General features: G+C 64.3%; 21 protein-coding genes and 5 tRNA genes. 3 read left to right on the top strand and 23 right to left on the bottom strand.

Going from position 1 to position 26768, the window contains the following annotated elements:
* Window positions 1-33: 33 nt before the first annotated feature.
* The 23 genes from rpsG to AC1KVE_RS07560 all read right to left on the bottom strand — a co-directional run bounded on the left by rpsG (window position 34) and on the right by AC1KVE_RS07560 (window position 22585).
* Entirely contained in the window at window positions 34-501 is a 468-nt protein-coding gene (gene rpsG / locus AC1KVE_RS07670; protein WP_005993356.1) for a 30S ribosomal protein S7, read from the bottom strand.
* Between the two features lie 12 nt (window positions 502-513).
* Window positions 514-888 (bottom strand): 30S ribosomal protein S12, encoded by a 375-nt coding sequence (gene rpsL, locus AC1KVE_RS07665; protein WP_002811712.1) that lies wholly within the window; start codon window positions 886-888, stop codon window positions 514-516.
* Between the two features lie 221 nt (window positions 889-1109).
* Window positions 1110-5324 carry a DNA-directed RNA polymerase subunit beta' gene (gene rpoC, locus AC1KVE_RS07660; protein ID WP_024938569.1) on the bottom strand — a complete coding sequence of 1405 codons (4215 nt, stop codon included), beginning with the start codon at window positions 5322-5324 and terminating at the stop codon, window positions 1110-1112.
* Window positions 5325-5424: 100 nt separating this feature from the next.
* On the bottom strand, window positions 5425-9576 hold the full coding sequence (gene rpoB, locus AC1KVE_RS07655) for a DNA-directed RNA polymerase subunit beta (RefSeq protein WP_024938570.1): 4152 nt from the start codon (window positions 9574-9576) through the stop codon (window positions 5425-5427).
* 294 nt (window positions 9577-9870) lie between these two features.
* Window positions 9871-10236, bottom strand: a complete 366-nt coding sequence (gene rplL, locus AC1KVE_RS07650) for a 50S ribosomal protein L7/L12 (protein WP_008574194.1) — start codon at window positions 10234-10236, stop codon at window positions 9871-9873.
* 54 nt (window positions 10237-10290) lie between these two features.
* The gene (rplJ, locus tag AC1KVE_RS07645; RefSeq protein ID WP_016900680.1) at window positions 10291-10824 is read right to left on the bottom strand and encodes a 50S ribosomal protein L10; all 534 of its coding nucleotides are present in this window, start codon (window positions 10822-10824) and stop codon (window positions 10291-10293) included.
* A 549-nt stretch (window positions 10825-11373) separates the two neighbouring features.
* The gene (rplA, locus tag AC1KVE_RS07640; protein WP_016900681.1) at window positions 11374-12072 is read right to left on the bottom strand and encodes a 50S ribosomal protein L1; all 699 of its coding nucleotides are present in this window, start codon (window positions 12070-12072) and stop codon (window positions 11374-11376) included.
* A gap of 3 nt (window positions 12073-12075) precedes the next feature.
* Window positions 12076-12504 carry a 50S ribosomal protein L11 gene (rplK, locus tag AC1KVE_RS07635; RefSeq protein WP_046345810.1) on the bottom strand — a complete coding sequence of 143 codons (429 nt, stop codon included), beginning with the start codon at window positions 12502-12504 and terminating at the stop codon, window positions 12076-12078.
* Between the two features lie 199 nt (window positions 12505-12703).
* Window positions 12704-13261, bottom strand: a complete 558-nt coding sequence (nusG, locus tag AC1KVE_RS07630) for a transcription termination/antitermination protein NusG (RefSeq protein ID WP_047128216.1) — start codon at window positions 13259-13261, stop codon at window positions 12704-12706.
* Window positions 13262-13274: 13 nt separating this feature from the next.
* Window positions 13275-13685: a preprotein translocase subunit SecE gene (gene secE, locus AC1KVE_RS07625; RefSeq protein WP_016900684.1), complete on the bottom strand. Its 411-nt coding sequence runs from the start codon at window positions 13683-13685 to the stop codon at window positions 13275-13277.
* Window positions 13686-13734: 49 nt separating this feature from the next.
* A tRNA-Trp gene (locus AC1KVE_RS07620) sits at window positions 13735-13810 on the bottom strand.
* 106 nt (window positions 13811-13916) lie between these two features.
* Window positions 13917-15107 carry an elongation factor Tu gene (tuf, locus tag AC1KVE_RS07615; RefSeq protein ID WP_003486726.1) on the bottom strand — a complete coding sequence of 397 codons (1191 nt, stop codon included), beginning with the start codon at window positions 15105-15107 and terminating at the stop codon, window positions 13917-13919.
* A gap of 46 nt (window positions 15108-15153) precedes the next feature.
* Window positions 15154-15229: transfer RNA gene (locus AC1KVE_RS07610), tRNA-Thr, on the bottom strand.
* A 33-nt stretch (window positions 15230-15262) separates the two neighbouring features.
* Window positions 15263-15336: transfer RNA gene (locus AC1KVE_RS07605), tRNA-Gly, on the bottom strand.
* Between the two features lie 29 nt (window positions 15337-15365).
* Window positions 15366-15451, bottom strand: a tRNA-Tyr gene (locus AC1KVE_RS07600).
* 154 nt (window positions 15452-15605) lie between these two features.
* Entirely contained in the window at window positions 15606-16697 is a 1092-nt protein-coding gene (ychF, locus tag AC1KVE_RS07595) for a redox-regulated ATPase YchF (RefSeq protein ID WP_054591844.1), read from the bottom strand.
* A 74-nt stretch (window positions 16698-16771) separates the two neighbouring features.
* The gene (gene pth, locus AC1KVE_RS07590; protein ID WP_065031994.1) at window positions 16772-17356 is read right to left on the bottom strand and encodes an aminoacyl-tRNA hydrolase; all 585 of its coding nucleotides are present in this window, start codon (window positions 17354-17356) and stop codon (window positions 16772-16774) included.
* A gap of 49 nt (window positions 17357-17405) precedes the next feature.
* The gene (locus AC1KVE_RS07585) at window positions 17406-18041 is read right to left on the bottom strand and encodes a 50S ribosomal protein L25/general stress protein Ctc (protein WP_016900688.1); all 636 of its coding nucleotides are present in this window, start codon (window positions 18039-18041) and stop codon (window positions 17406-17408) included.
* Between the two features lie 110 nt (window positions 18042-18151).
* Entirely contained in the window at window positions 18152-19111 is a 960-nt protein-coding gene (locus AC1KVE_RS07580) for a ribose-phosphate diphosphokinase (RefSeq protein WP_002811729.1), read from the bottom strand.
* A 186-nt stretch (window positions 19112-19297) separates the two neighbouring features.
* A tRNA-Gln gene (locus tag AC1KVE_RS07575) sits at window positions 19298-19374 on the bottom strand.
* 3 nt (window positions 19375-19377) lie between these two features.
* On the bottom strand, window positions 19378-20265 hold the full coding sequence (ispE, locus tag AC1KVE_RS07570; RefSeq protein WP_184631618.1) for a 4-(cytidine 5'-diphospho)-2-C-methyl-D-erythritol kinase: 888 nt from the start codon (window positions 20263-20265) through the stop codon (window positions 19378-19380).
* On the bottom strand, window positions 20247-20900 hold the full coding sequence (gene lolB, locus AC1KVE_RS07565; RefSeq protein WP_126966976.1) for a lipoprotein insertase outer membrane protein LolB: 654 nt from the start codon (window positions 20898-20900) through the stop codon (window positions 20247-20249). Before lolB ends, ispE begins: the two co-directional genes overlap by 19 nt.
* Window positions 20897-22585, bottom strand: coding sequence for a tetratricopeptide repeat protein (locus AC1KVE_RS07560; RefSeq protein ID WP_481092144.1), 1689 nt, complete (start codon window positions 22583-22585; stop codon window positions 20897-20899). The genes lolB and AC1KVE_RS07560 overlap by 4 nt, the downstream gene beginning before the upstream one ends.
* Before the next feature lie 65 nt (window positions 22586-22650).
* Here AC1KVE_RS07560 and hemA point away from each other — a divergent pair, with 65 nt between their 5' ends.
* Genes hemA through AC1KVE_RS07545 form a run of 3 tightly spaced genes read left to right on the top strand, consistent with a single transcriptional unit; the run spans window position 22651 to window position 26715 of the window.
* Window positions 22651-23949, top strand: coding sequence for a glutamyl-tRNA reductase (gene hemA / locus AC1KVE_RS07555; protein ID WP_039810738.1), 1299 nt, complete (start codon window positions 22651-22653; stop codon window positions 23947-23949).
* The gene (gene prfA, locus AC1KVE_RS07550) at window positions 23927-25012 is read left to right on the top strand and encodes a peptide chain release factor 1 (RefSeq protein ID WP_046345802.1); all 1086 of its coding nucleotides are present in this window, start codon (window positions 23927-23929) and stop codon (window positions 25010-25012) included. The genes hemA and prfA overlap by 23 nt, the downstream gene beginning before the upstream one ends.
* The gene (locus AC1KVE_RS07545) at window positions 25009-26715 is read left to right on the top strand and encodes an O-linked N-acetylglucosamine transferase, SPINDLY family protein (protein WP_481092145.1); all 1707 of its coding nucleotides are present in this window, start codon (window positions 25009-25011) and stop codon (window positions 26713-26715) included. Before prfA ends, AC1KVE_RS07545 begins: the two co-directional genes overlap by 4 nt.
* The last annotated feature ends 53 nt before the right edge of the window (window positions 26716-26768 follow it).

The following is a 26768-nucleotide window of genomic DNA, read 5'->3' as shown; positions in this document are numbered from 1 at the left end:
TGCTGAAGGGCCCCGTTACCAAGGCCCACGAGGTCACCAGCGGTAATGTGCGAACGCCTTGTTCGCCTCCGCCATACGGTGCGTCTCTTCGCGCTTCTTGATCGCGCCGCCGCGGCTTTCCGAGGCGTCCAACAGTTCTGCAGCCAGCTTGCGCGGCATGGTGTTCTCGCCACGCTTGCGCGCGGAGTCGATCAACCAGCGCATTGCCAGCGCCATGCGACGGGAGGAGCGCACTTCGACGGGCACCTGATAGGTAGCACCACCGACGCGACGCGATTTAACTTCGACAGCCGGGGCCACGTTGTCCAGTGCTTTCTGCACCAGCTCGACGGCATTCGGATTCTTTTCGCCAATGACGTCCATCGCGCCATAGACAATTTTCTCAGCAACCGACTTCTTGCCACTTTGCATCACCATATTGATGAAGCGGGCAATGGTTTCGCTGCCATGCTTTGGATCAGGCAGGACGGTGCGCTGCGGAGTAGAACCTTTACGGGACATTGGAGTGTTTCCTTAGCTCTTCGGGCGCTTGGCGCCGTACTTGGAACGACCTTGACGGCGCTTTGCGACGCCGGCGGCGTCCAGCGAACCACGGACGGTGTGATAACGCACACCGGGAAGATCCTTGACGCGGCCACCACGAATCAGGACCACGGAGTGCTCCTGCAGGTTGTGGCCTTCACCACCGATGTAGCTGATGACCTCTTCCTGGTTCGTCAGGCGCACTTTGGCAACCTTACGCAGGGCCGAGTTCGGCTTCTTCGGGGTAGTGGTATAGACGCGTGTGCAGACGCCACGGCGCTGCGGACACTTGTCCAGTGCCGGGGAGGCACTCTTGTAGGTGGTCGCTTGCCGAGGCTTGCGGACCAGCTGATTGATCGTCGTCATCAGTTGATTCTTCTGATTGAGAGGCCGAGACGGCCTTGCACGAAAACAAAGGCAGGCCGAAAAACGGCCCGCCGAGACAGGGAAGTATAGCTGGCAGGACGAAACTCCGTCAACTTCACGGAATTCTAACCCTGCTGGCCCATCCAAGGCCGGAAAACGGAGGGCCTCCTGCCCTCCTTTTCGCTTGGCTTACGGCGGTCTTGCGACCGCCGTCGGAGCGCTTACTCCTCGTCCGCGCCAGCGTCGGCCACGGCTGCGACCGGTTCGGCCACCGCCGGCTTGCCCGACAGCGTTTCCATTTCCGAGTCGGTCAGACCCGACGACTTGCGACGTCCGGCGTGATACGCCAGGCCGGTACCGGCCGGGATCAGACGACCCACGATCACGTTTTCCTTCAGACCGCGCAGGTTGTCGCGGGTGCCGCGCACGGCAGCCTCGGTCAACACGCGGGTGGTCTCCTGGAACGAGGCCGCCGAGATGAACGACTCGGTGGCCAGCGAGGCCTTGGTGATACCGAGCAGCACCGGATCGTACTTGGCCGGCAGCTCGTTGCGCTTGACCAGGCGTGCATTTTCCTCGATGACGCGTTGGCGCTCGACCTGCTCGCCGTTGAGGAACTTGCTGGTGCCCTGGTCGACGATCTCGACCTTGCGCAGCATCTGGCGCGTGATCACCTCGATGTGCTTGTCGTTGATCTTCACGCCCTGCAGGCGGTACACGTCCTGGATTTCCTTGACCAGGTACGCAGCCAGCGGCTCGACACCCAGCAGACGCAGGATGTCCTGCGGGCTCGGCTCGCCGTCCACCACGGTCTCGCCCTTGGTCACATGCTCGCCTTCGAACACGATGATCTGGCGGTACTTCGGGATCAGCTCTTCGTGTTCCGACCCGTCGGTGTCCTTGATGATCAGGCGCTGCTTGCCCTTGGTGTCCTTACCGAAGCTGATGATGCCCGAGCGCTCGGCCAGGATCGCAGGATCCTTCGGCTTGCGTGCTTCGAACAGGTCGGCAACGCGCGGCAGACCACCGGTGATGTCGCGGGTCTTGGACGCTTCCTGCGGGATCTTGGCAACCACGTCGCCCACGCCGACGGCGGCGCCGTCCTGCAGGTTGACAATGGAGCGCGGCGGCAACAGGTACTGGGCCGGCAGATCCGTATTCGGGATCGTCAGGTCGTTGCCCTTGCCATCGACGATGCGCACGATCGGGCGCAGTTCCTTGGCATGTGCACCGCGACGCTTCGGGTCGGTGATTTCGCGCGAGGCCAGACCGGTCAGTTCGTCGGTCTTCTCGATGACGGTGACGCCGTCGACGAAGTCGATGAAGCGGATGAAGCCAGCCACTTCCGACACGATCGGGTGGTTATGCGGATCCCAGTTCGCCACGCTCTGTCCGGCCTTGACCGCATCACCGTCCTTGGCGGTGATGGTGGCGCCGTACGGCAGCTTGTAACGCTCGCGCTCGCGGCCGTGGCCGTCGAGCACGGACAGTTCGCCCGAACGCGAGACAGCGACCAACGCGCCGCTGGCGTGCGCCACCGACTTGAGGTTGTTGAACTTCACCGAACCAGTGGTCTTGACGGTGATGTTGTCCACTGCCGCCGCACGCGATGCCGCACCACCAATGTGGAACGTACGCATGGTCAGCTGGGTACCCGGCTCGCCGATCGACTGGGCGGCGATGACGCCGACCGCTTCACCGATGTTGACCTGGTGACCGCGTGCAAGATCGCGACCGTAGCAACGTGCGCACACGCCGAACGAGGACTCGCAGCTGATGGTCGAACGCACCTTCACCGACTGCACGCTGGCGTCTTCCAGCTTGGCAACCCAGGCTTCGTCCAGCAGCGTGTTGCGGGTGACGATCGGCTCTTCGTCGTTGCCCGGCAGGTAGACGTCCTCGGCCACCACACGGCCCAGCACGCGCTCCCTCAACGGCTCCACCACGTCGCCGCCTTCCACGATCGGGGTCATGATCAACCCTTCGGTGGTGCCGCAATCGACTTCGGTGATCACCACGTCCTGCGCCACGTCGACCAGACGACGGGTCAGATAACCCGAGTTCGCGGTCTTGAGCGCGGTATCGGCCAGACCCTTACGGGCACCGTGGGTGGAGTTGAAGTACTCCTGCACGTTCAGGCCTTCGCGGAAGTTCGCCTTGATCGGCGTCTCGATGATCGAGCCATCCGGACGCGCCATCAGGCCGCGCATGCCGGCCAGCTGACGGATCTGCGCCTGGCTACCACGCGCACCGGAGTCGGCCATGATGTACAGCGAGTTCATCGACTTCTGGTCGATGGTCTCGCCCTTGGCGTTTTCGACCTTCTCGGTACCGATGGTGTCCATCATCGCCTTGGCGATGCGCTCGCTGGTACGCGACCAGATGTCCACGACCTTGTTGTAGCGCTCGCCGGCGGTGACCAGACCGGACTGGTACTGCTCCTGGATTTCCAGCACTTCGGCTTCGGCCTCGGTCAGGATGCCCTTCTTCTCGTCCGGGATCAGCATGTCGTCGATGCCGATCGACACGCCTGCGCGGGTTGCGTAGGCATAGCCGGTGTACATCAGCTTGTCGGCGAACACGACGGTGTCCTTCAAGCCCAGCAGACGGTAGCTGGAGTTGATCAGACGCGAGATGTTCTTCTTGGTCATCTCGGTGTTGGCCAGCTGAAACGGCAGGCCTTCGGGCAGGATTTCGCTCAGCAGTGCACGACCGACCGTAGTGTCCACGATCGAGGTGCCGCTGCTGCGCTTGCCGTCGGCTTCCACGTCCACCTGGGTGATGCGGACCTTGACCTTGGCGTGCAGTTCCACCACGCGGTTGTCGTAGGCGCGCTTCACTTCGCTGGTGTTGGCGAACACCATGCCCTCGCCCTTCTTGTTCTCCAGGGCGCGGCTCATGTAGTACAGGCCCAACACCACGTCCTGCGACGGCACGATGATCGGCTCGCCGTTGGCCGGCGACAGGATGTTGTTGGTGGACATCATCAGCGCACGCGCTTCCAGCTGGGCTTCCAGCGAGAGCGGCACGTGGACGGCCATCTGGTCACCGTCGAAGTCGGCGTTGAATGCAGTACACACCAGCGGATGCAGCTGGATGGCCTTGCCTTCGATCAACACCGGTTCGAACGCCTGGATGCCCAGACGGTGCAGGGTCGGCGCACGGTTCAGCAGCACCGGATGCTCGCGGATCACCTCTTCCAGGATGTCCCAGACTTCGGCTTCTTCGCGCTCGACCAGCTTCTTGGCCGCCTTGATGGTGGTGGCCAGGCCGCGACGCTGTAGCTTGGCGAACACGAACGGCTTGAACAGCTCCAGCGCCATCTTCTTCGGCAGGCCGCACTGGTGCAGCTTGAGGTACGGACCGACGGTGATGACCGAACGGCCGGAGTAGTCCACGCGCTTGCCGAGCAGGTTCTGACGGAACCGGCCCTGCTTGCCCTTGATCATGTCGGCCAGCGACTTCAGCGGACGCTTGTTGGTGCCGGTGATGGCACGGCCGCGACGGCCGTTGTCCAGCAGCGCATCGACCGATTCCTGCAGCATGCGCTTCTCGTTGCGCACGATGATGTCCGGCGCATTGAGCTCGAGCAGACGACGCAGACGGTTGTTGCGGTTGATCACGCGGCGGTACAGATCGTTCAGATCCGAGGTTGCGAAGCGGCCACCATCCAGCGGCACCAGCGGACGCAGATCCGGCGGCAGCACCGGCAGCACGGTCATGACCATCCACTCCGGACGGTTGCCCGATTCCAGGAAGGCTTCGATCAGCTTGATGCGCTTGGTGAGGCGCTTGAGCTTGGTTTCCGAACCGGTGCTGGCGATTTCCTCGCGCAGGCGGGTCATTTCCGACTGCAGGTCGATCGTGCGCAGCAGCTCGTACACGGCCTCGGCGCCCATGGCGGCGTCGAAGTCGTCGTTGTACTCCTGGCGTGCGGTCAGGTACTGCTCTTCGGTCAGCAGCTGGCGGCGCTCGAGCGGGGTCAGGCCCGGCTCGGTGACCACGTAGGCTTCGAAGTACAGCACGCGCTCGATGTCACGCAGGGTCATGTCCAGCATCAGGCCGATGCGCGAGGGCAGCGACTTGAGGAACCAGATGTGCGCGACCGGCGAGGCCAGGTCGATGTGACCCATGCGCTCGCGACGCACCTTGGCCAGGGTGACTTCGGTGCCGCACTTTTCGCAGACCACACCGCGGTGCTTCATGCGCTTGTACTTGCCGCACAGGCACTCGTAGTCCTTGATCGGTCCGAAGATGGCGGCGCAGAACAGGCCGTCACGCTCGGGCTTGAAGGTACGGTAGTTGATGGTTTCGGGCTTCTTCACTTCGCCGTAGGACCACGAACGGATCAGGTCAGGCGATGCCAGCGCGATCTTGATCGCGTCGAAATCCAGCGTCTGGCGCTGTTGATTGAAGAGGTTGAGCAGGTCTTTCATTTGATATCTCCGGGTCGGAGGAATTTCGTAGCTGAGATGAAACCGAGGGCCTTACGTTCCGGATCCCGGCGCCGCGTCGCGGCGCCAGGATTCAGCTCGATCACTCTTCCAGTTCCATGTTGATCGCCAGCGAGCGGATTTCCTTCACCAACACGTTGAAGGATTCCGGCATGCCCGCGACCATCTCGTGCTCACCATCGACGATGTTCTTGTACATCTGGTTGCGGCCCTGCACGTCGTCGGACTTCACCGTCAGCATTTCCTGCAGGGTGTAGGCCGCGCCGTAGGCTTCCAGCGCCCAGACTTCCATCTCACCGAAGCGCTGACCACCGAACTGCGCCTTGCCGCCCAGCGGCTGCTGGGTGACGAGCGAGTACGGACCGGTCGAGCGTGCATGCATCTTGTCGTCGACCAGGTGGTTCAACTTCAGGTAGTGCATGTAGCCGACCGTGGTCTTGCGATCGAACGCTTCACCGGTACGACCGTCGTACAACTGGGTCTGACCGCTCTGCGGCAGTTCGGCCAGTTCCAGCATGCGCTTGATCTCCGCTTCGCTGGCACCGTCGAACACCGGGGTGGCCATCGGCACGCCATCGACCAGGTTCTTGCCCAGGTTGAGCAATTCCTCATCGCTGAACTGCGACAGATCCACGCGCTGTGCATTGATCGCGCTGTCGTGGTTGTAGATGTCGTCCAGGAACTTGCGCAGCTCGCTGACCGCCGCCTGGGCTTCCAGCATGCGCTGGATCTTGCGACCCAGGCCCTTGGCGGCCCAGCCCAGATGCACTTCCAGAATCTGGCCGATGTTCATACGCGACGGCACGCCGAGCGGGTTCAGCACGATGTCGACCGGCTCGCCGGTGGCCATGTACGGCATGTCCTCGACCGGCACGACGTTGGAGACCACACCCTTGTTGCCGTGGCGGCCTGCCATCTTGTCGCCCGGCTGGATGCGGCGCTTCACTGCCAGGAACACCTTGACCATCTTCAGCACGCCCGGTGCGAGGTCGTCGCCCTGGGTGATCTTGCCGCGCTTATCGGCGAAGCGTGCCTCGAATTCCTTTTCGTGCGCCTGGATCTGCTTCTGCGCACGCTCGATGGCATCGGCAGCGTCTTCGTCCTTCATGCGCAGCTGGAACCAGTCGGACTTCTTCAGCCCATCCAGATACGCGTCGGTGACGTTGTCGCCCTTCTTCAGGTTCGGACCACCGTTGGCGACCTTGCCCACGATCTGCGAACGCAGACGTGCGTAGATGGCCGCTTCCAGGATGCGGAACTGGTCGTCGAAGTCCTTCTTGACGCGCTTGATTTCGGACTCTTCGATCTGACGCGCACGCTTGTCCTTCTCGATGCCGTCGCGGGTGAAGACCTGCACGTCGATGACGGTGCCGTCCATGCCCGGGGGCACGCGCAGCGAGCTGTCCTTCACGTCGGACGCCTTCTCACCGAAGATCGCACGCAGCAGCTTTTCTTCCGGCGTCAGCTGGCTCTCGCCCTTCGGCGTGACCTTGCCGACCATGATGTCGCCGGCGCGCACTTCCGCACCGATGTACACCACGCCGCTCTCGTCCAGACGGTTCAGGGCCTGCTCGGACACGTTCGGGATGTCGGCGGAAATTTCCTCCGGCCCCAGCTTGGTGTCGCGCGCAACGCAGGTCAGTTCTTCGATGTGGATCGTGGTGTAACGATCCTCTTCCACCACGCGCTCGGAGAGCAGGATGGAGTCTTCGAAGTTGTAGCCGTTCCACGGCATGAACGCGATCAGCATGTTCTGACCCAGCGCCAGCTCACCGATGTCGGTGGACGGGCCGTCGGCCAGCACGTCGCCGCGTGCGATCACGTCACCCACGTTCACCAGCGGACGCTGGTTGATGCAGGTGTTCTGGTTGGAGCGGGTGTACTTGATCAGGTTGTAGATATCCACGCCGGCATCAGTGCCGCCGCCGATTTCTGCCTCGTTGACCTTGACCACGATGCGGGCCGCGTCGATCTGCTCGATCACGCCACCACGCAAGGCATTGACGGTCACACCCGAGTCGCGCGCAACCGCACGCTCGATACCGGTACCGACCAACGGCTTCTGCGAACGCAGCGTCGGCACGGCCTGGCGCTGCATGTTGGCGCCCATCAGTGCGCGGTTGGCGTCGTCGTGCTCCAGGAACGGCACCAGCGCCGCGGCGACCGACACGGTCTGCATCGGCGAGACGTCCATGAAGTGCACTTCGGCCGGCGGCTTGAGCAGCGACTCGCCCTGGAACCGGCACGGCACGAACTGCTCGGTGAGCATGTTCTTGGCGTCGGTCAGCGCGTTCGCCTGGGCGATCACGTACTCGTTTTCCTCGATCGCCGACAGGTACTCGACGTCGTCGGAGACCTTGCCGTCCAGCACCTTGCGGTACGGCGTCTCGAGGAAGCCGTACTGGTTGGTGCGGGCGAACACGGCCAGCGAGTTGATCAGGCCGATGTTCGGGCCTTCCGGGGTTTCGATGGTGCAGACGCGGCCGTAATGGGTCGGATGCACGTCGCGCACTTCGAAGCCGGCGCGCTCGCGGGTCAGACCGCCCGGGCCCAGTGCGGAGACGCGACGCTTGTGCGTGACTTCCGACAGCGGGTTGTTCTGATCCATGAACTGCGACAGCTGCGAGGAACCGAAGAATTCCTTGATCGCCGCAGCCACCGGCTTGGCGTTGATCAGTTCCTGCGGGGTCAGGCCCTCGGACTCGGCCATCGACAGGCGTTCCTTGACCGCGCGCTCGACGCGGACCAGGCCCACGCGGAACACGTTCTCGGCCATTTCGCCGACCGAACGCACGCGACGGTTGCCCAGGTGATCGATGTCATCGACCACGCCGCGACCGTTGCGGATCTCGGTGAGCACCTTGATCACTTCCAGGATGTCGGAGGTGTCGGTGTGCTCGGCGACCAGACGCTTGGATTCTTCGTCGTTGCGCTCGGCAAAGTACTTCTTGTCGTACAGCACCGACTCGCCCAGCACGTCCTTGCGGCCGACGCGACGGTTGAACTTCATGCGGCCGACCGTGGACAGGTCGTAGCGCTCGAAGGTGAAGAACAGGTTGTGGAACAGGTTCTGTGCGGCTTCCTTGGTCGGCGGCTCGCCCGGACGCATCATGCGATAGATCTCGACCAGCGCTTCGAGCTGGGTCTTGGTCGGATCGATCCGCAGGGTGTTGGACAGGTATGGACCGCGGTCCAGATCGTTCACCCACAGGGTGCCGACCGCATCGACGCCGGCCTTGCGGAACGCTGCCAGCTGGTCTTCGGTGATCTCGTCGTTGGCATTGGCCAGCAGTTCGCCGGTGGAACCATCGACCACGTCATGCGACAGGATGCGGGTGAGCAGATAGTCGTCCGGCACGGCCAGCGCGGCGACGCCGGCGGCTTCGAGCTGCTTGACGTGACGGGCGGTGATGCGCTTGCCCGCTTCCACGATGACCTTGTCGCCATCGGCCAGGTCGAAGTTCAGCGTTTCGCCACGCAGACGCTCCGGCACTAGCTCCAGCTGCACGCCTTCGTCCGGATTGATGTGGAACGTATTGATCTCGAAGAACTCGGCCAGCATCTCTTCGTTGCTGTAGCCGAGCGCGCGCAGCAGGATCGACACCGGCAGCTTGCGGCGACGGTCGATACGGGTGAACAGCGCGTCCTTCGGGTCGAACTCGAAGTCCAGCCAGGAACCGCGGTACGGGATGATGCGGGCGCTGTACAGCAGCTTGCCCGAACTGTGGGTCTTGCCACGGTCGTGGTCGAAGAACACACCCGGCGAGCGGTGCAGCTGCGAGACGATGACGCGCTCGGTGCCGTTGACGATGAAGGTACCGTTGTCGGTCATCAGCGGGATTTCGCCCAGATAGACCTCCTGCTCCTTCACGTACTTGATGGCCTTGGTCGACGACTCGCGGTCGTAGATCACCAGGCGCACGGTCACGCGCAGCGGCGCGCCATAGCTCATGCCACGCTGACGGCATTCACGCTCGTCAAACACCGGCTGACCCAACTTATAGCCCACGTATTCCAGCGCGGCATTGCCGCTGTAGCTGGAAATCGGGAACACCGACTTCAATGCCGCGTGCAGACCGAGGTCCTTACGCTTGTTCGGCTCCACGTCTTCCTGCAGGAACTCGCGGTAGGAATCGACCTGGATGGCAAGCAGGAACGGCACTTCGAGAATCGAGCGCTGCTTGCCGAAGTCCTTGCGGATACGCTTTTTTTCGGTGAACGAATAAGACGTCATGAGTCTTCACCCTAGGCTGCGGGGGCCGCGTCGCGGCGGCCCTGAAATAACAAAATTGTCAGTTGGAAGTCGCTGGTATTGCCGGCACCAGCACGCCTTCTCCCGCTACTTCCAACTACCAACTCGGTGAAGCGGGGATTGGGAATCGCATGATTGGGGATGCGCGAAGATTGCCTTCGAATCCCGAATTCCGCCTCTCAAATCCCGGCTTTCCATCAACGGCCAAAGGCCGGGAGCTTTACGCTCCCAGCCTTCAGTGCATCACCGTGAAACGCTGGCGATGCAAGGGACTGCTTACTTGATTTCGACAGTCGCGCCAGCTTCGGTCAGTTCCTTCTTGATCTTCTCGGCTTCGTCCTTCGACGCGCCTTCCTTCAGCATGCCACCGGCTTCGGTCAGATCCTTGGCTTCCTTCAGACCCAGGCCGGTCACGGCGCGGACGGCCTTGATGACGCCGACCTTGTTGGCGCCGCAGTTGGTCAGCACCACGTTGAACTCGGTCTGCTCTTCGACCACGGCAGCCGGGCCAGCTGCAGCAGCAGCGACCGGAGCGGCGGCGGAGACGCCGAACTTTTCTTCGATGGCCTTGACCAGCTCCATCACTTCCATCAGGGACTTCTCGGCGATGGCGTCGACGATCTGTTCGTTGGTAAGGGACATTGTGATTACCTTTAAATGATTTTCTGGATTGGGGTTCTAGCGAACGCTAGGACATCAAGCTTCGGCAGTCTCGGCGACCGGCGCGGCGGCTTCGTCGCCACCACCCTGCTTGTCGCCCACGGCCTTGACGGCACGGGCAAACATGGCAGCCGGTTCGGACAGCACGCGGGCCAGCATGGCCAGGGCCTGATCGCGGGTCGGCAGCGAAGCCAACACGTCGACATGGCCAGCCGGGAACAGTTCCCCGCCGATGGACACGACCTTGGCCTGCAACTTGTCGTTGCCCTTGGCGAATTCCTTGATCAGGCGACCGGCAGCGCCGGGCTCCTCCATCGAAAACGCATACAGCAAAGGACCGACCAGCTTGTCAGCGACGACAGCGAAATCAGTACCTTCAACGGCGCGCGCAGCCAGGGTGTTCTTGACAACTTTCAAGAACACGCCGGTTTCGCGGGCCTGCTTGCGCATCGCGGTCATCTGGGAGACCGTGATGCCAGCGTATTCGGCGGCGATCAAGGAGTGAGCCTTGGCGGCGATGTCTGCCAGCTCGGCGACTACTTCTTGCTTCTGAGACAGATTGAGAGCCATTGCACTCCTCCGTTAAAGCCGGGATTCGGGATTAGCGATTCGGGATTCGCCAGAGCTGATGAAGCCGCTTCTGTCAATCCCCAATGCCGAATCTCCAATCCCAGCTTCAAACTACTCCGCTCGCGGCTCCTGCCGGTTGCGGTCCAGGGCAGCCTCCTTCCTGGAAGCCGGGAACATCGACCGATGTTCCTTTGGTGGCCGTTCTAGACCTGGAGTGGGCTCGATCCGGGATGTCCCAGACGCGCGTAAACCAGAAAGCTCCAGAAGGGCGACACCATCTACGCCGGCCGGCTCTTGCGAACCTGATTAAGCGATCCCGCTGCATCGACGGCGACTCCTTGCCAAAGCGAGCATCCATGCCCGTCGTCGATCTGCGCTGACCGCGCCTGCGGTCTTTGACGGCTACCGCCGGACATGCCGGCGATCGCCTTCAAAATGTCCGTTACCCCAAAGGAGGGAACGGACTCCCAGCACACGGTGACCCGGGCCGGAAAAACGATGCTGTACTACACAGACGGGTCAGGCCCATGACAGGCCCGCCCCCTCAACTCACTTCAGCGCGAGGCTGGACTGGTCGACCGTCACGCCAGGGCCCATCGTCGAGCTGACCGACACCTTCTGCAGGTAGGTCCCCTTCGAGGTGGCCGGCTTGGCCTTGATCAGGTCCAGCAACAACGCCTGCAGGTTCGACTTCAGCGCTTCGTCATCGAAGCTGGCCTTGCCGATGGTGCAGTGGATGATGCCGGCCTTGTCGGTGCGGTAACGCACCTGACCCGACTTGGCATTCTTGACCGCTTCGCCCGGGTTGGCCGACACGGTGCCGACCTTCGGGTTGGGCATCAGGCCGCGCGGGCCCAGCAGGGTGCCGAGCTTACCGACGACGCGCATCGCGTCCGGGGTGGCGATGACCACGTCGTAGCTCAGATCGCCGGCCTGCATCTTCTCGGCCAGGTCGTCCATGCCCACCGCCTCGGCACCAGCGGCCAGGGCTTCGTCAGCCTTGGCACCGGCCGGCGCGAACACCGCAACGCGCACGCTCTTGCCGGTACCGGCCGGCAGCACGGTGGAACCGCGCACCTGCTGGTCGGACTTCTTGGCGTCCACGCCCAGGCGCACGGCAACGTCGATCGACTCGACGAACTTGGCCTTGGTCACGGTCTTCAGGATCTTGATTGCGTCTTCGAAGGCATAGGTCTTGCCCGGAACGACAGCGGCCGCAATGGCCTTAACGCGCTTGCTCTGTGCCATGTCTTAGCCCTCCACCGTCAAACCCATGCTGCGGGCAGAACCCGCAATCGTGCGCACTGCCGCTTCCAGCTCGGCTGCCGTCAGATCGGCTTCCTTGACCTTGGCGATCTCTTCCAGCTGCTTGCGCGTCACCTTGCCCACCTTGTCGGTGTTGGGGCGCTTGGAGCCGGAGCTCACGCCTGCAGCCTTCTTGAGCAGCACGCTGGCCGGAGTGCTCTTGGTGATGAAGGTGAAGGTACGGTCGGAGTACGCGGTGATGACCACCGGCGTCGGCAGACCCGGCTCCAGCTTGGACGTCGCTGCGTTGAACGCCTTGCAGAATTCCATGATGTTCAGACCGCGCTGACCCAGGGCAGGGCCGACCGGCGGCGCAGGATTGGCCTGACCGGCCTTGACCTGCAACTTGATGTAAGCAGTTATCTTCTTTGCCATTTCGATACTCTCCGGGTGCTAGCGCCTTGACTGCAGGCTCCCCATCGGACCGGGAAATCACGTGTCCCGGCTTCACGTTTCTGACCACACGCAGATGGCTGCCATGCGGCAGCCATTGGTTCCCGGCGGTTCGCCAGGTCAGCGAGCCGCGCACTATAGCAGCATTCAAGTCGGACGCCTAGACGGCGCCCGGCCGGCGTCAGCCCTTCTCGACCTGACCGAACTCGAGCTCGACCGGCGTGGAGCGACCGAAGATGAGCACGGCAACCCGCAGCCTGCTCTTCTCGTAATTGACCTCTTCCACAACGCCATTGAAGTCGTTGAACGGACCATCGGTGACGCGCACCATCTGACCCGGCTCGAACAGCACCTTCGGACGCGGCTTCTCGACGCCGTCCTGCACACGCTGCAGGATCGCATCGGCCTCTTCGTCGCGAATCGGCAGCGGACGGTCGGCAGTGCCGCCAATGAACCCCATCACCTTGGAAGTTTCCTTCACCAAGTGCCAGCTTTCATTGTCGATGCGCGGGATACCGGCCTCTTCGTGGGTCTCGATCTGCACCAGCACGTAGCCGGGGAAGAACTTGCGCTCGGACCGACGCTTCTGGCCGGCGCGCATTTCGATGACCTCTTCGGTCGGCACCAAGACGTCGCCAAAACGGTCTTCCATCTCGGCACGGGCGATACGGTCACGCAATGCCTGCGCAACAGATTTTTCGAAGCCTGAATAGGCGTGAACGACATACCAACGCTTCACTGCTTGATTCTCCTCAACGAGCCAGGAACCACTGCGTGAGCTTCTGGATGACAAAGTCGAAGCCGCCCAACAGCAAACTCAGAATGATCACAACGACAATCACGACCCAGGTGGTGCGGATGGCTTCCTGACGCGTCGGCCAGACCACCTTGCGCAACTCGAACCTGGATTCGGACATGAATTCACGGGTTTCCCGGCCCTTGCCGGTTCCCAAAAACACGAATGCGCCAGCCACCAGCCCCACGATCACTGCCAGCGCACGCAACTGCGGCGTCCAGGCACCAAACTGGGTGGCGCGCTCGGGCGCAGAAAACCAGAACCACACAAACAACCCCGCGATCACCAGGAGCGCGGAGATGACGTATTTCACGATATCAGCGCTGGCAGCAGACGCGCTTTTGGAAGGCTCGATTTTGCTATTCATCCGGCTCTAGTTACCGATCTGACCCGAATCGCTGGGCCGGAAAGAGGAGTGGCACGCCAGGAGGGACTCGAACCCCCAACCTGCGGTTTTGGAGACCGCTGCTCTGCCAATTGAGCTACTGGCGTATGTACTCGTTTACCGCAAACCCTAAGACAACGAAGGCGGACCGCGGTTCAGCCGGCCCGCCATTCGTTTGGCACCAGCCGCCGCGAGGCGACTGGATGCAGGCACTTACTTGATGATCTTGGCAACCACGCCGGCGCCGACGGTACGACCGCCTTCACGGATGGCGAAGCGCAGACCTTCGTCCATCGCGACCGGGTTGATCAGGGTCACGACCATCTTCACGTTGTCGCCCGGCATCACCATCTCCACGCCTTCCGGCAGCTGGCATGCACCAGTGATGTCGGTGGTGCGGAAGTAGAACTGCGGACGGTAGCCCTTGAAGAACGGGGTATGACGACCACCCTCATCCTTGGACAGCACGTAGACTTCGGCTTCGAACTCGGTGTGCGGCTTGATCGAACCCGGCTTGCACAGCACCTGGCCGCGCTCGACGTCGTCACGCTTGGTGCCGCGCAGCAGCAGACCGGCGTTGTCGCCTGCCTGGCCCTGGTCCAGCAGCTTGCGGAACATTTCCACGCCGGTAACGGTGGTCTTCTGGGTGTCGCGGATGCCGACGATTTCGATTTCGTCGCCAACCTTGATGATGCCGCGCTCGATACGACCGGTCACCACGGTGCCGCGGCCGGAGATCGAGAACACGTCTTCGACCGGCATCAGGAACGGACGGTCGACGTCGCGGGTCGGCTCCGGAATGAACGAATCCAGCGCCTCGACCAGCTTCAGGATCGCCGGCACGCCGATGTCGCTCTGGTCGCCGTCCAACGCCAGACGCGCCGAACCGTGGATGATCGGGGTGTCATCGCCCGGGAAGTCGTACTTGCTAAGCAGCTCGCGCACTTCCATCTCGACCAGCTCGAGCAGCTCGGCGTCGTCGACCATGTCGGCCTTGTTCAGGAACACCACGATGTGCGGCACGCCGACCTGACGCGAGAGCAGGATGTGCTCGCGGGTCTGCGGCATCGGGCCGTCAGCAGCCGAACACACCAGGATCGCGCCGTCCATCTGCGCCGCACCGGTGATCATGTTCTTGACGTAGTCGGCGTGGCCGGGGCAATCGACGTGCGCGTAGTGACGGGTCGGGGACTCGTATTCGACGTGGGCGGTCGAAATCGTGATGCCGCGCGCCTTCTCTTCCGGCGCCGCGTCGATCGCGTCGTACGCCTTGAACTCGCCACCGAAACGCTCAGCACCGATCTTGGTCAGCGCGGCTGTCAACGTGGTCTTGCCATGGTCGACGTGACCGATGGTGCCGACGTTCACGTGCGGCTTGGTGCGCTCAAATTTAGCTTTTGCCATGGGTGCGTGTCTCGGTAATCGTTTGGAGTTGAAGACGATTGAGTAGTGGTGCTCACGAAAGGAATCGAACCTTCGACCTCCTCCTTACCAAGGAGGTGCTCTACCGACTGAGCTACGTGAGCGAGTTTTGTATTATGCCATGCATTTGCGTTCAATGGAGCGGGAGACGGGAATCGAACCCGCACCATCAGCTTGGAAGGCTGAGGTTCTACCGTTGAACTACTCCCGCGCCGGGAACTGCATGCCACAACATGAAACTGGTGGAGGGAGGTGGATTCGAACCACCGAAGGCGTAAGCCAGCAGATTTACAGTCTGCCCCCGTTGGCCGCTTGGGTATCCCTCCAGCTTTTACTACCGGACCGGTGCGCGATGAGGCGAATTCGGTTCGGGGTGAAGCAGCCCGTTATTTTGTTGTGGGATGCATGCGGTGTCAACAAAAATTTTGAGCAGATCGTCAGTGCCGAAGACGCGCGACCATCGGGGTCGCGCGCAACCGGTCAGACGTTGAAGCGGAAGTGCAGCACATCGCCTTCCTGCACGCGGTATTCCTTGCCTTCCAGACGCAAACGCCCGGCGTCGCGCGCACCGGCTTCGCCGCGGTGCTTGATGAAGTCGTCGAAGCCGATCGTCTCGGCGCGGATGAAGCCCTTTTCGAAATCGGTATGGATCACCGCTGCCGCCTGCGGCGCGGTCGAGCCAGCCCTGACCGTCCACGCACGCACTTCCTTGACGCCGGCGGTGAAGTAGGTCTGCAGGCCAAGTAGCTTGTAGGCGGCACGGATGACGCGATTCAGACCCGGCTCGTCCAGACCCAGGTCGGCCAGGAAGGTGTCGCGGTCCTCGTCGTCGAGCTGCGACAGCTCTTCCTCGATCGCTGCCGAGACCGGCACAACTTCCGCACCTTCGGCCAACGCATGCCGACGCACCGCGTCCAGGTGCGGATTGTTCTCGAAACCGTCCTCTAGCACGTTGGCGATGTACATCACCGGCTTGAGCGTCAACAGGAACAGATCGCGCACCAGCGCCTTTTCATCATCATCCAGGCCGGCTGCACGCCCCGCCTTGCCATCGGACAGCGCGGCCTGCAACTTGGCCAGCACCGGCTTGCGCGCCGCAGCATCCTTGTCGCCACCCTTAGCGCTACGCTCGGCACGGTTGAGCGCCTTTTCCACGCTGTCCAGATCGGCCAATGCCAGTTCGGTATCGATGGTTTCGATATCGCTGATCGGGTCGACCTTGTTGTTCACATGGATGACGTCGTCGTTTTCAAAGCAACGCACCACGTGGGTGATCGCGTCGACTTCGCGGATATGCGCCAGGAACTTGTTGCCCAGCCCTTCGCCGCTGGCCGCACCCGCCACCAGGCCGGCGATATCGACGAACTCAACCGCGGTCGGAATCAATTTCTGCGGCTTGACGATCTCAGCCAGTTGATTGAGGCGCGGATCCGGCACCGGCACGATGCCGACGTTCGGCTCGATGGTGCAGAACGGAAAATTGGCCGCAGCGATGCCCGCCTTGGTCAGCGCATTGAACAGGGTCGACTTGCCGACGTTGGGCAGGCCGACGATGCCGCATTTGATACCCATGGGTCACATCCGGGATTTGGGATTCGGGATTGGAGATTCGCCATGCCGCACGGCTGCAAATCCCCAATCCCCAATCACGCATCCCTGCTGGTATGCAGGCGCTTCATCGCCTCGTTGAAATTACCTTGCAGTGCCAGCGGCAGGACATCGATGGCCGCGTCCACCGCAGCGCCGATTGCCGCGTCGTCGTCGCGCCCTGCCCGTCCCAGCACCCAGGGCACCACACGGTCCTTGTGGCCGGGATGGCCGATGCCGATCCGCAAGCGATGGAATTTACCGTGTCCGAGCAGGCGAATGGTGTCGCGCAGGCCGTTCTGGCCGCCGTGGCCGCCATCGAACTTGAGCCGCGCGATGCCCGGCGCAAGATCCAGTTCGTCGTGTGCAACGAGCAGTTGCTCCGGCTCGATCTTCCAGAACCGCAACGCGGCGGTGATCGATTTGCCGCTGAGATTCATGAAGGTGGCCGGCTTGAGCAGCCAGACAGATTGCCCGGCGATCTCGACCTTGGCGGTCTCGCCGAACAACTTGGCGTCCAGCCCCCAGCGCACGCCATGGCGCTCGACGAGGGCATCGACGAAACGAAACCCGGCGTTGTGCCGGGTTTGCGCGTGTTCCGGACCGGGATTCCCGAGTCCGACAATCAGGCGGAGTGCAGACATGCCAGTGACCGCAGCCGATCCCGCGCAGTGCGAGGGATCGGCCGACGGCTTACTTGGTCTCGGCGCCTTCGCTGCCTTCTTCACCGGCAGCGTCTTCTTCCTCGATCCGCACGTGCTTGGCAGCAACCACCGCCACGTCGTGCTCCTTGCCCAGCTTCAGCTCCGGAATTTCCACACCGGCCGGCAGCTTGATCTCGGACAAGTGGATCACGTTGCCCACTTCCAGGGCACCGAGGTCCACTTCGATGAACTCCGGCAGATCCTTCGGCAGGCAGACGACCTGAACTTCGTTGAGTTCGTGGGTGACGACCACTTCGCTGGACTTACCGGCCGGCGATGCTGCTTCGTTGATGAAGTGCAGCGGCACGGCGGCGCTGAGCTTCTCGTTGGCGCTGACGCGCTGGAAGTCGATGTGGATGATCAGCTGCTTGAACGGATGGCGCTGCATGTCACGCAGCAGCACCTGCTGCACGTCGCCATTGAGGTTCAGGTCGAGGATCGACGAGTAGAACCACTCGTTCTGCTGGGCAAGCCAGATCTGCTCGTGGTTGAGCTGGATGCTGACCGGCTCGAGTTCGCCACCGTAAACGATGGCCGGAATGACGCCAGCGTGACGTAGGCGGCGGCTCGCACCCTTCCCCTCGTTCGCGCGGCGCTCGACCTTGATTTCGTGAGTCTTTGCCATGTTGTTTCACTACCTAGATTGGAATACCGCCTCGCGGCGATGAAGCGTCTCACCCGCGACCAGGCGAGACGTGGTACCGGCACCCGGAACTCCGGGCACCGAATGCGGCATCAGTCGACGTAGAGCGAACTCACCGACTCGCCGAAGGCGATGCGGCGAATGGTCTCGGCCAGCAGTTCGGCCACGCTCAGCTGACGAATCTTGGCGCAGGTGCGCGCAGCTTCGTTCAGCGGAATCGTGTCGGTGACCACCAGCTCGTCGAGCTGCGAATTGTTGATGTTGTCCACTGCCGGGCCGGACAGCACCGGGTGGGTGATGTAGGCCACCACCTTGAGCGCGCCGCGCTGCTTCAGCGCTGCTGCGGCGGCGCACAGGGTACCGGCGGTGTCGACCAGATCGTCGACCAGCACGCAGGTCTTGCCCTGCACATCGCCGATGATGTTCATCACCGTGGCGACGTTGGCGCGCGGACGGCGCTTGTCGATGATGGCCAGATCCGCATCGTCCAGGCGCTTGGCGACGGCGCGCGCGCGCACCACGCCGCCCACGTCCGGCGATACCACGATCAGGTTGTCGGTGCCGTAGGCGCGCCAGATGTCGGCCAGCAGCAGCGGCGAGGCATAGACGTTATCGACCGGCACGTCGAAGAAGCCCTGGATCTGGTCGGCGTGCAGATCGACCGTCAACACGCGGTCGGCCTCCATTGCGCAGATCATCTTGGCGGCGACCTTGGCAGTGATCGGCACGCGCGAGGAGCGCATGCGACGGTCCTGGCGCGAGTAGCCGAAGTACGGGATGACCGCGGTCACCGACGCGGCGCTGGCGCGCTTGAGCGCGTCGATCAGCACCAGCAACTCCATCAGGTTTTCCGCGCTCGGCGCGCAGGTCGGCTGGATCACGAACACTTCCTGCCGGCGCACGCTTTCTTCGATCTCGACCTGTACCTCGCCATCGGAGAAGCGCGTGACCAGCGCCTTGCCCATGCGAACGCCGAGCTCCTTGCAGATGCTCAGGGCAAGCGGCTTGTTGGCATTGCCGGAGAACACCAGCAGGTTACGTTGGTCTTGCATGGGATCTCTCGGGCGGCGGCAAAGAGCGTGCGGGCGATGATGGAGCTGGACAAAGCCGACCAAATGCCGGGCTTCTTGTTCAATCCCCGCACATGGATGTGCGGGCTGTTGCAGAGGGACCTGCATATACGGCTGTTGCAGGGGACCTGCATGTACCACTGCTGCAGAGGGACCTGCATCAACAACTGGCAGGGGCGGTAGGATTCGAACCTACGAATGCCAGGATCAAAACCTGGTGCCTTGGGCCTCTTGGCGACGCCCCTGCATCAAACCTGTCTCGCGTCCAGCGCGTCGAGCAGTGGCGAGTGCGCTGCACCTTCCACGACCCACGCCCTCAGGTTGTCCGGCAACTGCGCCATGGCCTGCTCTGCAGCAACGCGCGTGGCGAATTCGACGAAACACCCGCTCCCCGACCCGGTCAAACGCGGCGTCCCGATCCTGGACAGCGCCTGGAACACTGCCTCGATGGCGGGTTCACGGCGCCGCAGGACCGGCTCGAACGCATTGTCGAGCAGGGAACCCGAAGCGAAGTCCGCTATTTTCACGGGCGCGGCATCCCGCGTCAATTCCCGTGATTGAAATAAGACCGGGGTGGGCACGTGAATTCCCGGATCGACCAGCACGTAGGACGCCGCCGGGAGACCGATCGGGGTCAGTCGCTCGCCGACACCCTCGGCCCAGGCATTGTGACCGCGCACGAACACCGGCACGTCGGCGCCCAGTCGCAGCCCCAACTCGGCCAGCGTCTGGACCGGCAAGCCCAGGCCCCACAAGGCATTCAGCGCGACCAGCACGGTGGCGGCATCCGACGAGCCGCCGCCGAAGCCGCCGCCGGCGGGGATGCGCTTGTCGACCCGGATGTCGGCGCCGGCCTGCGTGCCCGCGCTGGATTGCAGCAGGCGCGCGGCCCGGATGACCAGGTCATCGTCTTCCGCCACGCCGGGCAGGCTGTCGCCGATGCGCCGGATCAGCCCGTCGTTGCGCACACGAAGATGAATGGTGTCCCCCCAGTCCAGCAGCCGGAACACGGTCTGCAGCAGGTGGTAGCCATCGGCGCGGCGCCCGACAATCTGCAGGAACAGGTTGAGCTTGGCCGGCGCAGGCCACGCCGACCACCCCGTCTCCACCGCGGACATCAGGGCGATACCGTCCATTGATCGACCAACAGGCGCACCTTGGCCTCGCCGTTGCGGGCTTCGATGCGCTGCGGCAGCTCGGGTTGCCCGGCGCCGGCCGGCGCCCAGGCGAGAAAGTCGATGGTCCAGCCATCCTGCTGCACGGTACGCGGCCGCCCGGCCGCATCCAGATCGGCGCGTTCGGCACCGGCGTCGGCGATGCGCAGCGCGCGCACCCAGTCCGGCATCTGGTTGACCGGGATGGTCCACCCGGTCGCTTCAAGCAGCACCTGCTCGGCATCCGGACCGCTGCGCGGGCCGCCGTCCAGCCCTTCCAGGCGTCCGGCGCCGCTGGCGGTGTCGCCAGTGAGCACCCAGCTCTGCCGGGTTACCGGCGCACTGAGCTGCACGCGATACTGCGCACCGTCCTGCTGCCAGTCGATGCGGCCGCTACCACCATTGCTGCCCTTGCTGATCGCCACCCGGCCCTGGAACGACCAGACCGGATGCGCCTGCAGCCAGGCCTGACGTGCGGCTTCGGCCTGCCGCGCACCCTCGGAAACCTGCGCGACCACTGCGGCGCCACCGCCCTGCCCGCGCGGCACGCTGACGCAGGCCGACAGCCCGACCAGCACCAGCCCGCTCAGGGCCAGTGTTCGGATCGTCCCGCTCATAGCCCGAATTTTTCCAGGGCGCGTTGCAGCGCGCGGTTGTCCGGATCCAGACGCCGCGCCTCATCGAAGTAGCGCCGCGCTTCGTCCTGCTTGCCGCTGACCCACAGCACCTCGCCCACGTGCGCGGCGATTTCCGGGTCCTTGACCAGCGCCCAGGCGCGGCGCAGCTGCACCAGGGCTTCCTTGGTGCGGCCCATGCGATACAGCACCCAGCCGTAGCTGTCGACGATGGCCGGGTTGTCCGGGTCGGCGGTGCGGGCGCGGTCGATCAGCGCCAGCGCTTCCTTGTAGCGGGTGGTGCGGTCGGCCAGGGTGTAGCCCAGCGCGTTCAGCGCCGCCACGTTTTCCGGTTCGGCCACCAGGATCTTGCGCAGGTCGGCCTCGGCACGCGCGACATCGTCGCGGCGCTCCCAGGCCAGGCCGCGGGCGTACAGCAGCGCGCCGTCGTCCGGATAGGCGGCCAGGCCGCGCTCGAAGGCATCCAGTTCACCCGCTGCGTCGTCGGCGCGCTGGTGCAGCTCGGCTTCGAGCACATAGGCGTCGCGACGCGCGTCGTCGTCGGCAGTGGCATCGCTCTGCAATGCGCGCGCTTCGGCGAGCGCCTCGGGCTTGCGACCCAGTTCGTACAGGGCGCTGGCGGCGCGCAGGCGCGCCTCGCTCAGCTGCGGGCCGCCGGGCACGCCGCGATACCATTCCACCGCCTCGTCGTAGCGCTTGAGGAATTCGGCGATCTTGCCGAGCAGCAGGCGGCGGTCAGGGTCGGGCTTGGCGGCATTGCTCTTGAGCTCGCCGTACAGCGCCTCGAGCGCAGTGCGATCCTTTTCCTTGGCCAGCATGGAGGCACGCAGCCCGTAGGTCTGGGTGTCCTGCGGCCCGGTCGACAACACCCGTGCGGCGGCTTCGGTCTGCCCCATGGCGTCGTAGGCAAACGCCAGCGCGCCACGCAGCTCGGAATCCTTGACCGCCTGCGGCTCGACATTCTTCAGCAGTGCCAGCGCTTCGTCGTTCTTGCCTTCCTGCTGCAGCTGGGTGGCGTGCAACAAGGCCACGCGCGGCTCTTCGGGGAAGCGGCGCACCACTTCGTCGACGATGCGCTTGGCCAGCGCCGGGCGCTCCATGCGCAGGGCGAGCCGGCCGAATTCCTGCCAGGCTTCGATCTGATTGGGGATGGCGCCGGCCTTGACCAGGTCCTCGAGCACGTCGGCGGAGGCTTCCGGCTCGCGCCCGCCATTGGCCAGGGCGATCAGGGCGAAGCGCCAGCCGCGCGGGTCTGGCTCCTTGAGCAGGCCGAGCAGATCACGGCGGGCGGTACGCAGGTCGTTGCGGCGCAAGGCCAGCGAGGCTTCGGTACTGCGCATGGACATCGACGAGGGTGCGCGGGAGCGCCACAGCGCCAGGGCCTCGATCGCACGCGGGTCGTCGTTGGCCAGCATGGCGATGCGGGCGGCCCGTTCGGCCAGCCCGGCGTCGCCGGCCTCGGCCTTGGCGGCGTCCAGGTAGGCGCGGGCGGCATCGTCCAACTGCCCGGCCTGCAAGGCGAACTCGCCGGCGAGCACCGGCTCCAGCGAGGTGGTGCCGGCGCGACCGGGCGGTGGCGCAGGCGGTGCTTTCTTGGGTGCTGCAGTGGCACTGGTGGAGACTGCGACCAGCAAAAGAACACACAGGATGCGAATCGGTACAGGCATCGGGGGCAACCGGGCCGTAAAATGGGGCCCTGAATGGCCGCCAGCTTATCGCAAGCAACTGAACAATGACGTTGTGGGTGCTCGGACTGAATCACCAGACCGCACCTGTGGACCTGCGCGAACGCGCGGCGTTCGCAGGTGACGCGTTGCCGCGCGCGCTCGAATCCCTGCGCGCGTTGCCGCAGGTGCGCGAGGCCGCGTTGCTGTCCACCTGCAACCGCACCGAGCTGTATGCGATGTCCGACGACCCGCACAGCCTGGTGAGCTGGCTGGAAACCCATGCGCCGGGCTTGAGTGGTTACCTCTATCAGCATCAGGAGGAAGCGGCGGTGCGCCACCTGTTCCGCGTCGCCACCGGGCTGGACTCGATGGTGCTGGGCGAGCCGCAGATCCTGGGCCAGGTGAAGGATGCCTGGGCAGTGGCCCGTGCACATGGCGCGCTGGGTAGCGGGCTGGACCGCCTGTTTCAGCAGACCTTCTCGGTCGCCAAGCGGGCGCGCACCGATACCCGCGTCGGTGCCAACCCGGTGTCGGTGGCCTCCACTGCGGTACGACTGGCGCAGGAATCCTTCGCGCGGCTCAACGAGTCCACCGTGCTGCTGATCGGCGCGGGCGAAACCATCGAGCTTGCGGCCAAGCATCTGAGCGAAGGCCGCGTGCGCCGCTTGTTGATCGCCAATCGCACGCTTGCGCATGCGCAGACGCTGGCCAGCCAGCACGGCGGTTACGCCCTGCCGCTGACCGATCTGGACCGCCATCTGGCCGAAGCCGACGTGGTGTTCTCGGCCACCGCCGCGCGCGAGCCGATCGTGACGCGGGTGCAGGTGGAACAGGCACTGCGCGCGCGCAAGCGCAAGCCGATGCTGCTGTTCGACCTGGCGGTGCCGCGCGACATCGAAGCCTCGGTGGCCGAACTCGGCGACGCCTACCTGTACACGGTGGACGACCTGGAACGCGCGGTGGAAGACAACCGCCGCGGCCGCCGTGAAGCCGCCGATCAGGCCGAAGCCATCATCGACCTGCAGGTGGCTCGCTATGTCGAGACCTTGCAGGCCAACGCGCGCCAGGCGCCGCTGAAGCGCTTGCGCGCGTTCGGCGACAGTACCCGCGACGAACTGCTGGCCAAGGCGCGCCAGCAATTGCACAACGGCAAGCCGGCCGACGAAGTACTGGAACAGCTGGCGCACGCGCTGACCAACCGGCTGCTGCATCCGCCCACCGCCGCGCTGCGCGATGCCGCGCTCAACAACGACCTGGAATTGACCAGCGCGGCCGACCGGCTGTTCCCGGAAAAACCGGGTTACCAACATCCCCCTGTAGCCACCCCGATCGTGAGGACCGATGACGCCGACCCTGCGCCGTAAGCTCGAAGCGCTGGCCGAGCGCCGCGAAGAACTGCAGCACCTGCTCTCTGACCCCGATGTGGTCAACAACAACGACAGGTTCCGCGCGCTGTCGCGCGAACTGTCGCAGCTGGAGCCGGTGGCCGTGGCCCTGGAAGACGAAGCGCGCGCCAAGGCCGACCTGAGCGCGGCCGAAGCGATGCGCAACGATCCGGAGATGCGCGAGCTGGCCGAAGAGGAGATCGCCGCCGCACAGGCGCGCCTGGAAGAACTGGATGCGCAACTGGCCTTGCTGCTGGTACCGCGCGACCCGCGCGATGACGGCAACCTGTTCCTGGAAGTACGCGCCGGTACCGGCGGCGACGAGGCGGCGATCTTTGCCGGCGACCTGTTCCGCATGTACGCGCGCTATGCCGAGCGCCAGGGCTGGAAGGTGGAAATCGAATCCGACAGCCCCGGCGAGCACGGCGGCTACAAGGAAGTGGTGGCACGGGTGGTCGGACGCGGCGCGTATTCGCGGCTGAAGTTCGAATCCGGCACCCATCGTGTGCAGCGCGTGCCGGCGACCGAGTCGCAGGGCCGCATCCACACCTCGGCGGCGACGGTGGCGATCATTCCCGAAGCCGACGATGTGGAAGAGATCGTGATCAACCCGGCCGACCTGAAGGTGGACACCTTCCGCTCGTCCGGTGCCGGCGGCCAGCACGTCAACAAGACCGAGTCGGCGATCCGCATCACCCATGTGCCCAGTGGCGTGGTGGTGGAATGCCAGACCGAACGCAGCCAGCACGCCAACCGCGACAAGGCGATGAAGCGGCTGAAGGCGCAATTGGTGGAAGCCGAACGCAGCAAGGCGGCCGCCGCCGAAGCGCAGACGCGCAAGTTGCAGGTCGGCAGCGGCGACCGCAGCCAGCGCATCCGCACCTACAGCTTCCCGCAGGGCCGCATCACCGACCACCGCGTGGAAGGCCTGACGCTGTACGACCTGCCCAACATCATCGAAGGCGATCTGGATGCACTGATCGCACGACTGCTGCACGAGCATCAGGCCGACGAACTGGCACGGTTGAGCGACAGCCCGTGAGTGCGCAGGTGCCGCGCGAGCTGCTGCAGCTTCGCGAGGCGGTGCGACGCCAGCCGGGCGACTTCATCGCCTGGCTGATGCTGGCCGACGCCGAACTCGGCATGGGCGCGGTCGCTGCAGGCGAGGCCGCGGTGCAACGCGCGCTTGCACTGCAGCCGGGCCATCCGGAAGCGGTGGCGCGGCTTGGCCGGGTGCGCTGGACACAGCAACGACATGCCGAGGCGGCAGCGTTGTTGCAGCAGGCATCGGACCTGGTGCCGCAACATCCGGGCATCGCGCTGTGGCTGGGGCATGCATTGGAAGATACAGGCCAGGCCGAAGCGGCCGCGGCCGCGTATACGCGTGCGCATCAGCTGCTGCCCGATGAGCCGTATATCGCTGCGCAACTGCTCAACTGGCGACGCCGCCTGTGCGACTGGCGTGAGCTGGATGCGCTCGCTGCGCAGGTGCGCAGTGCCGTGGCCCAGGGCGCTGCCGCGGTGGAACCGTTCGCCTTCCTGAGCGAGGACACCAGCGCTGCCGAACAGCTTGCATGTGCACGGACGCGCGCGCAGGCAGTCGCTGCGATGTTGCGCCCGTTACCGCCGACTGCCATGCGCAGCCAGGGCGGGTTGCGGCTCGGCTTCGTTTCCAACGGGTTTGGTGCGCACCCCACCGGCTTGCTGACGGTCGCGCTGTTCGAAGCGCTGAAGCGCCGGCAGCCGGCGCTACAACTGCATCTGTTCGCCACCAGCCATGACGACCGCAGCGAGATCCGCGCGCGCCTGGCGCAAGCCACCACGCTGCACGATGTCACAGCGCTCGGGCACCTGGCCACCGCGCAGCACATCCGCGACCAGGGCATCGATCTGCTGTTCGACCTGCGCGGGTGGGGCGGTGGCGGGCGCCCGGAAGTGTTCGCACTGCGGCCGGCGCCGCTGCAGCTCAACTGGCTGGCATATCCGGGCACGTCGGGCGCGCCGTGGATGGACTATGTGCTGGGCGATGCGTTTGCGCTACCGCCGGCGCTGCAGCCGTTCTATCGCGAGCGCGTGCTGCGCCTGAACGGTGCGTTTCAGCCGTCGGACACCTCGCGCGTGGTCGCCGAGCCGCCGCCGCGGGCGCAGTGCGGTTTGCCCGAGCATGGCGTAGTGCTGTGCTGCTTCAACAACAGCTACAAGCTCAATCCCCGCAGCATGGCGCGCATGCTGGCGGTGTTGCGTGCGGTGCCGGGCAGCGTGCTGTGGCTGTTGTCCGGACCCGGCGAGTCCGACGCACGCCTGCGTGCGGTGGCGCAGACGCAAGGCGTGGCTGCGCAGCGCCTGGTGTTCATGCCGAAGCTGCCGCACGCGCAGTATCTGGCGCGCTACCGGCATGCAGACCTGTTCCTGGATACGCATCCGTACAACGCGCATACCACCGCATCGGATGCCTTATGGGCGGGTTGCCCGGTGTTGACCACGCCCGGCGAGACATTTGCCGCGCGCGTGGCCGGCAGCCTGAATCATCATCTGGGCCTGGATGAGATGAATGTGGCCGATGACGCTGCGTTCGTTGCCAAGGCGGTGGCGTTGGCGACTGACCCAGCGGCATTGAGCGCGTTGCGTGCGCGGGTGGCGGAGCGTCGGCGCGAGTCGGGCGTGTTCGATATGGATGGGTTTGCCGACGGGTTCGCGGACCTGATGCATGCACTCGCGCGCCAACATGGTTGGTCAGGTAACTAGCGGCCTGCTTGCCTTTTCAAGGTAGATGGCTGTCTTCCGCCGCACCCTCACCC

The sequence above is a fragment of the Xanthomonas sp. NCPPB 2864 genome, assembly GCF_056675615.1.
The sequence above is the reverse complement of the archived record's forward strand: the minus strand, read 5'-3'. Positions and strand labels throughout refer to the sequence as shown.

Coding starts and splice junctions, on each gene's coding strand:
- rpsG (WP_005993356.1), bottom strand. CDS start 501: ATGTCCCGTAAAGGTTCTACTCCGCAGCGCACCGTCCTGCCTGATCCA.
- rpsL (WP_002811712.1), bottom strand. CDS start 888: ATGACGACGATCAATCAGCTGGTCCGCAAGCCTCGGCAAGCGACCACC.
- rpoC (WP_024938569.1), bottom strand. CDS start 5,324: ATGAAAGACCTGCTCAACCTCTTCAATCAACAGCGCCAGACGCTGGAT.
- rpoB (WP_024938570.1), bottom strand. CDS start 9,576: ATGACGTCTTATTCGTTCACCGAAAAAAAGCGTATCCGCAAGGACTTC.
- rplL (WP_008574194.1), bottom strand. CDS start 10,236: ATGTCCCTTACCAACGAACAGATCGTCGACGCCATCGCCGAGAAGTCC.
- rplJ (WP_016900680.1), bottom strand. CDS start 10,824: ATGGCTCTCAATCTGTCTCAGAAGCAAGAAGTAGTCGCCGAGCTGGCA.
- rplA (WP_016900681.1), bottom strand. CDS start 12,072: ATGGCACAGAGCAAGCGCGTTAAGGCCATTGCGGCCGCTGTCGTTCCG.
- rplK (WP_046345810.1), bottom strand. CDS start 12,504: ATGGCAAAGAAGATAACTGCTTACATCAAGTTGCAGGTCAAGGCCGGT.
- secE (WP_016900684.1), bottom strand. CDS start 13,685: ATGAATAGCAAAATCGAGCCTTCCAAAAGCGCGTCTGCTGCCAGCGCT.
- tuf (WP_003486726.1), bottom strand. CDS start 15,107: ATGGCAAAAGCTAAATTTGAGCGCACCAAGCCGCACGTGAACGTCGGC.
- ychF (WP_054591844.1), bottom strand. CDS start 16,697: ATGGGTATCAAATGCGGCATCGTCGGCCTGCCCAACGTCGGCAAGTCG.
- pth (WP_065031994.1), bottom strand. CDS start 17,356: ATGTCTGCACTCCGCCTGATTGTCGGACTCGGGAATCCCGGTCCGGAA.
- AC1KVE_RS07585 (WP_016900688.1), bottom strand. CDS start 18,041: ATGGCAAAGACTCACGAAATCAAGGTCGAGCGCCGCGCGAACGAGGGG.
- AC1KVE_RS07580 (WP_002811729.1), bottom strand. CDS start 19,111: ATGCAAGACCAACGTAACCTGCTGGTGTTCTCCGGCAATGCCAACAAG.
- ispE (WP_184631618.1), bottom strand. CDS start 20,265: ATGGACGGTATCGCCCTGATGTCCGCGGTGGAGACGGGGTGGTCGGCG.
- lolB (WP_126966976.1), bottom strand. CDS start 20,900: ATGAGCGGGACGATCCGAACACTGGCCCTGAGCGGGCTGGTGCTGGTC.
- AC1KVE_RS07560 (WP_481092144.1), bottom strand. CDS start 22,585: ATGCCTGTACCGATTCGCATCCTGTGTGTTCTTTTGCTGGTCGCAGTC.
- hemA (WP_039810738.1), top strand. CDS start 22,651: ATGACGTTGTGGGTGCTCGGACTGAATCACCAGACCGCACCTGTGGAC.
- prfA (WP_046345802.1), top strand. CDS start 23,927: ATGACGCCGACCCTGCGCCGTAAGCTCGAAGCGCTGGCCGAGCGCCGC.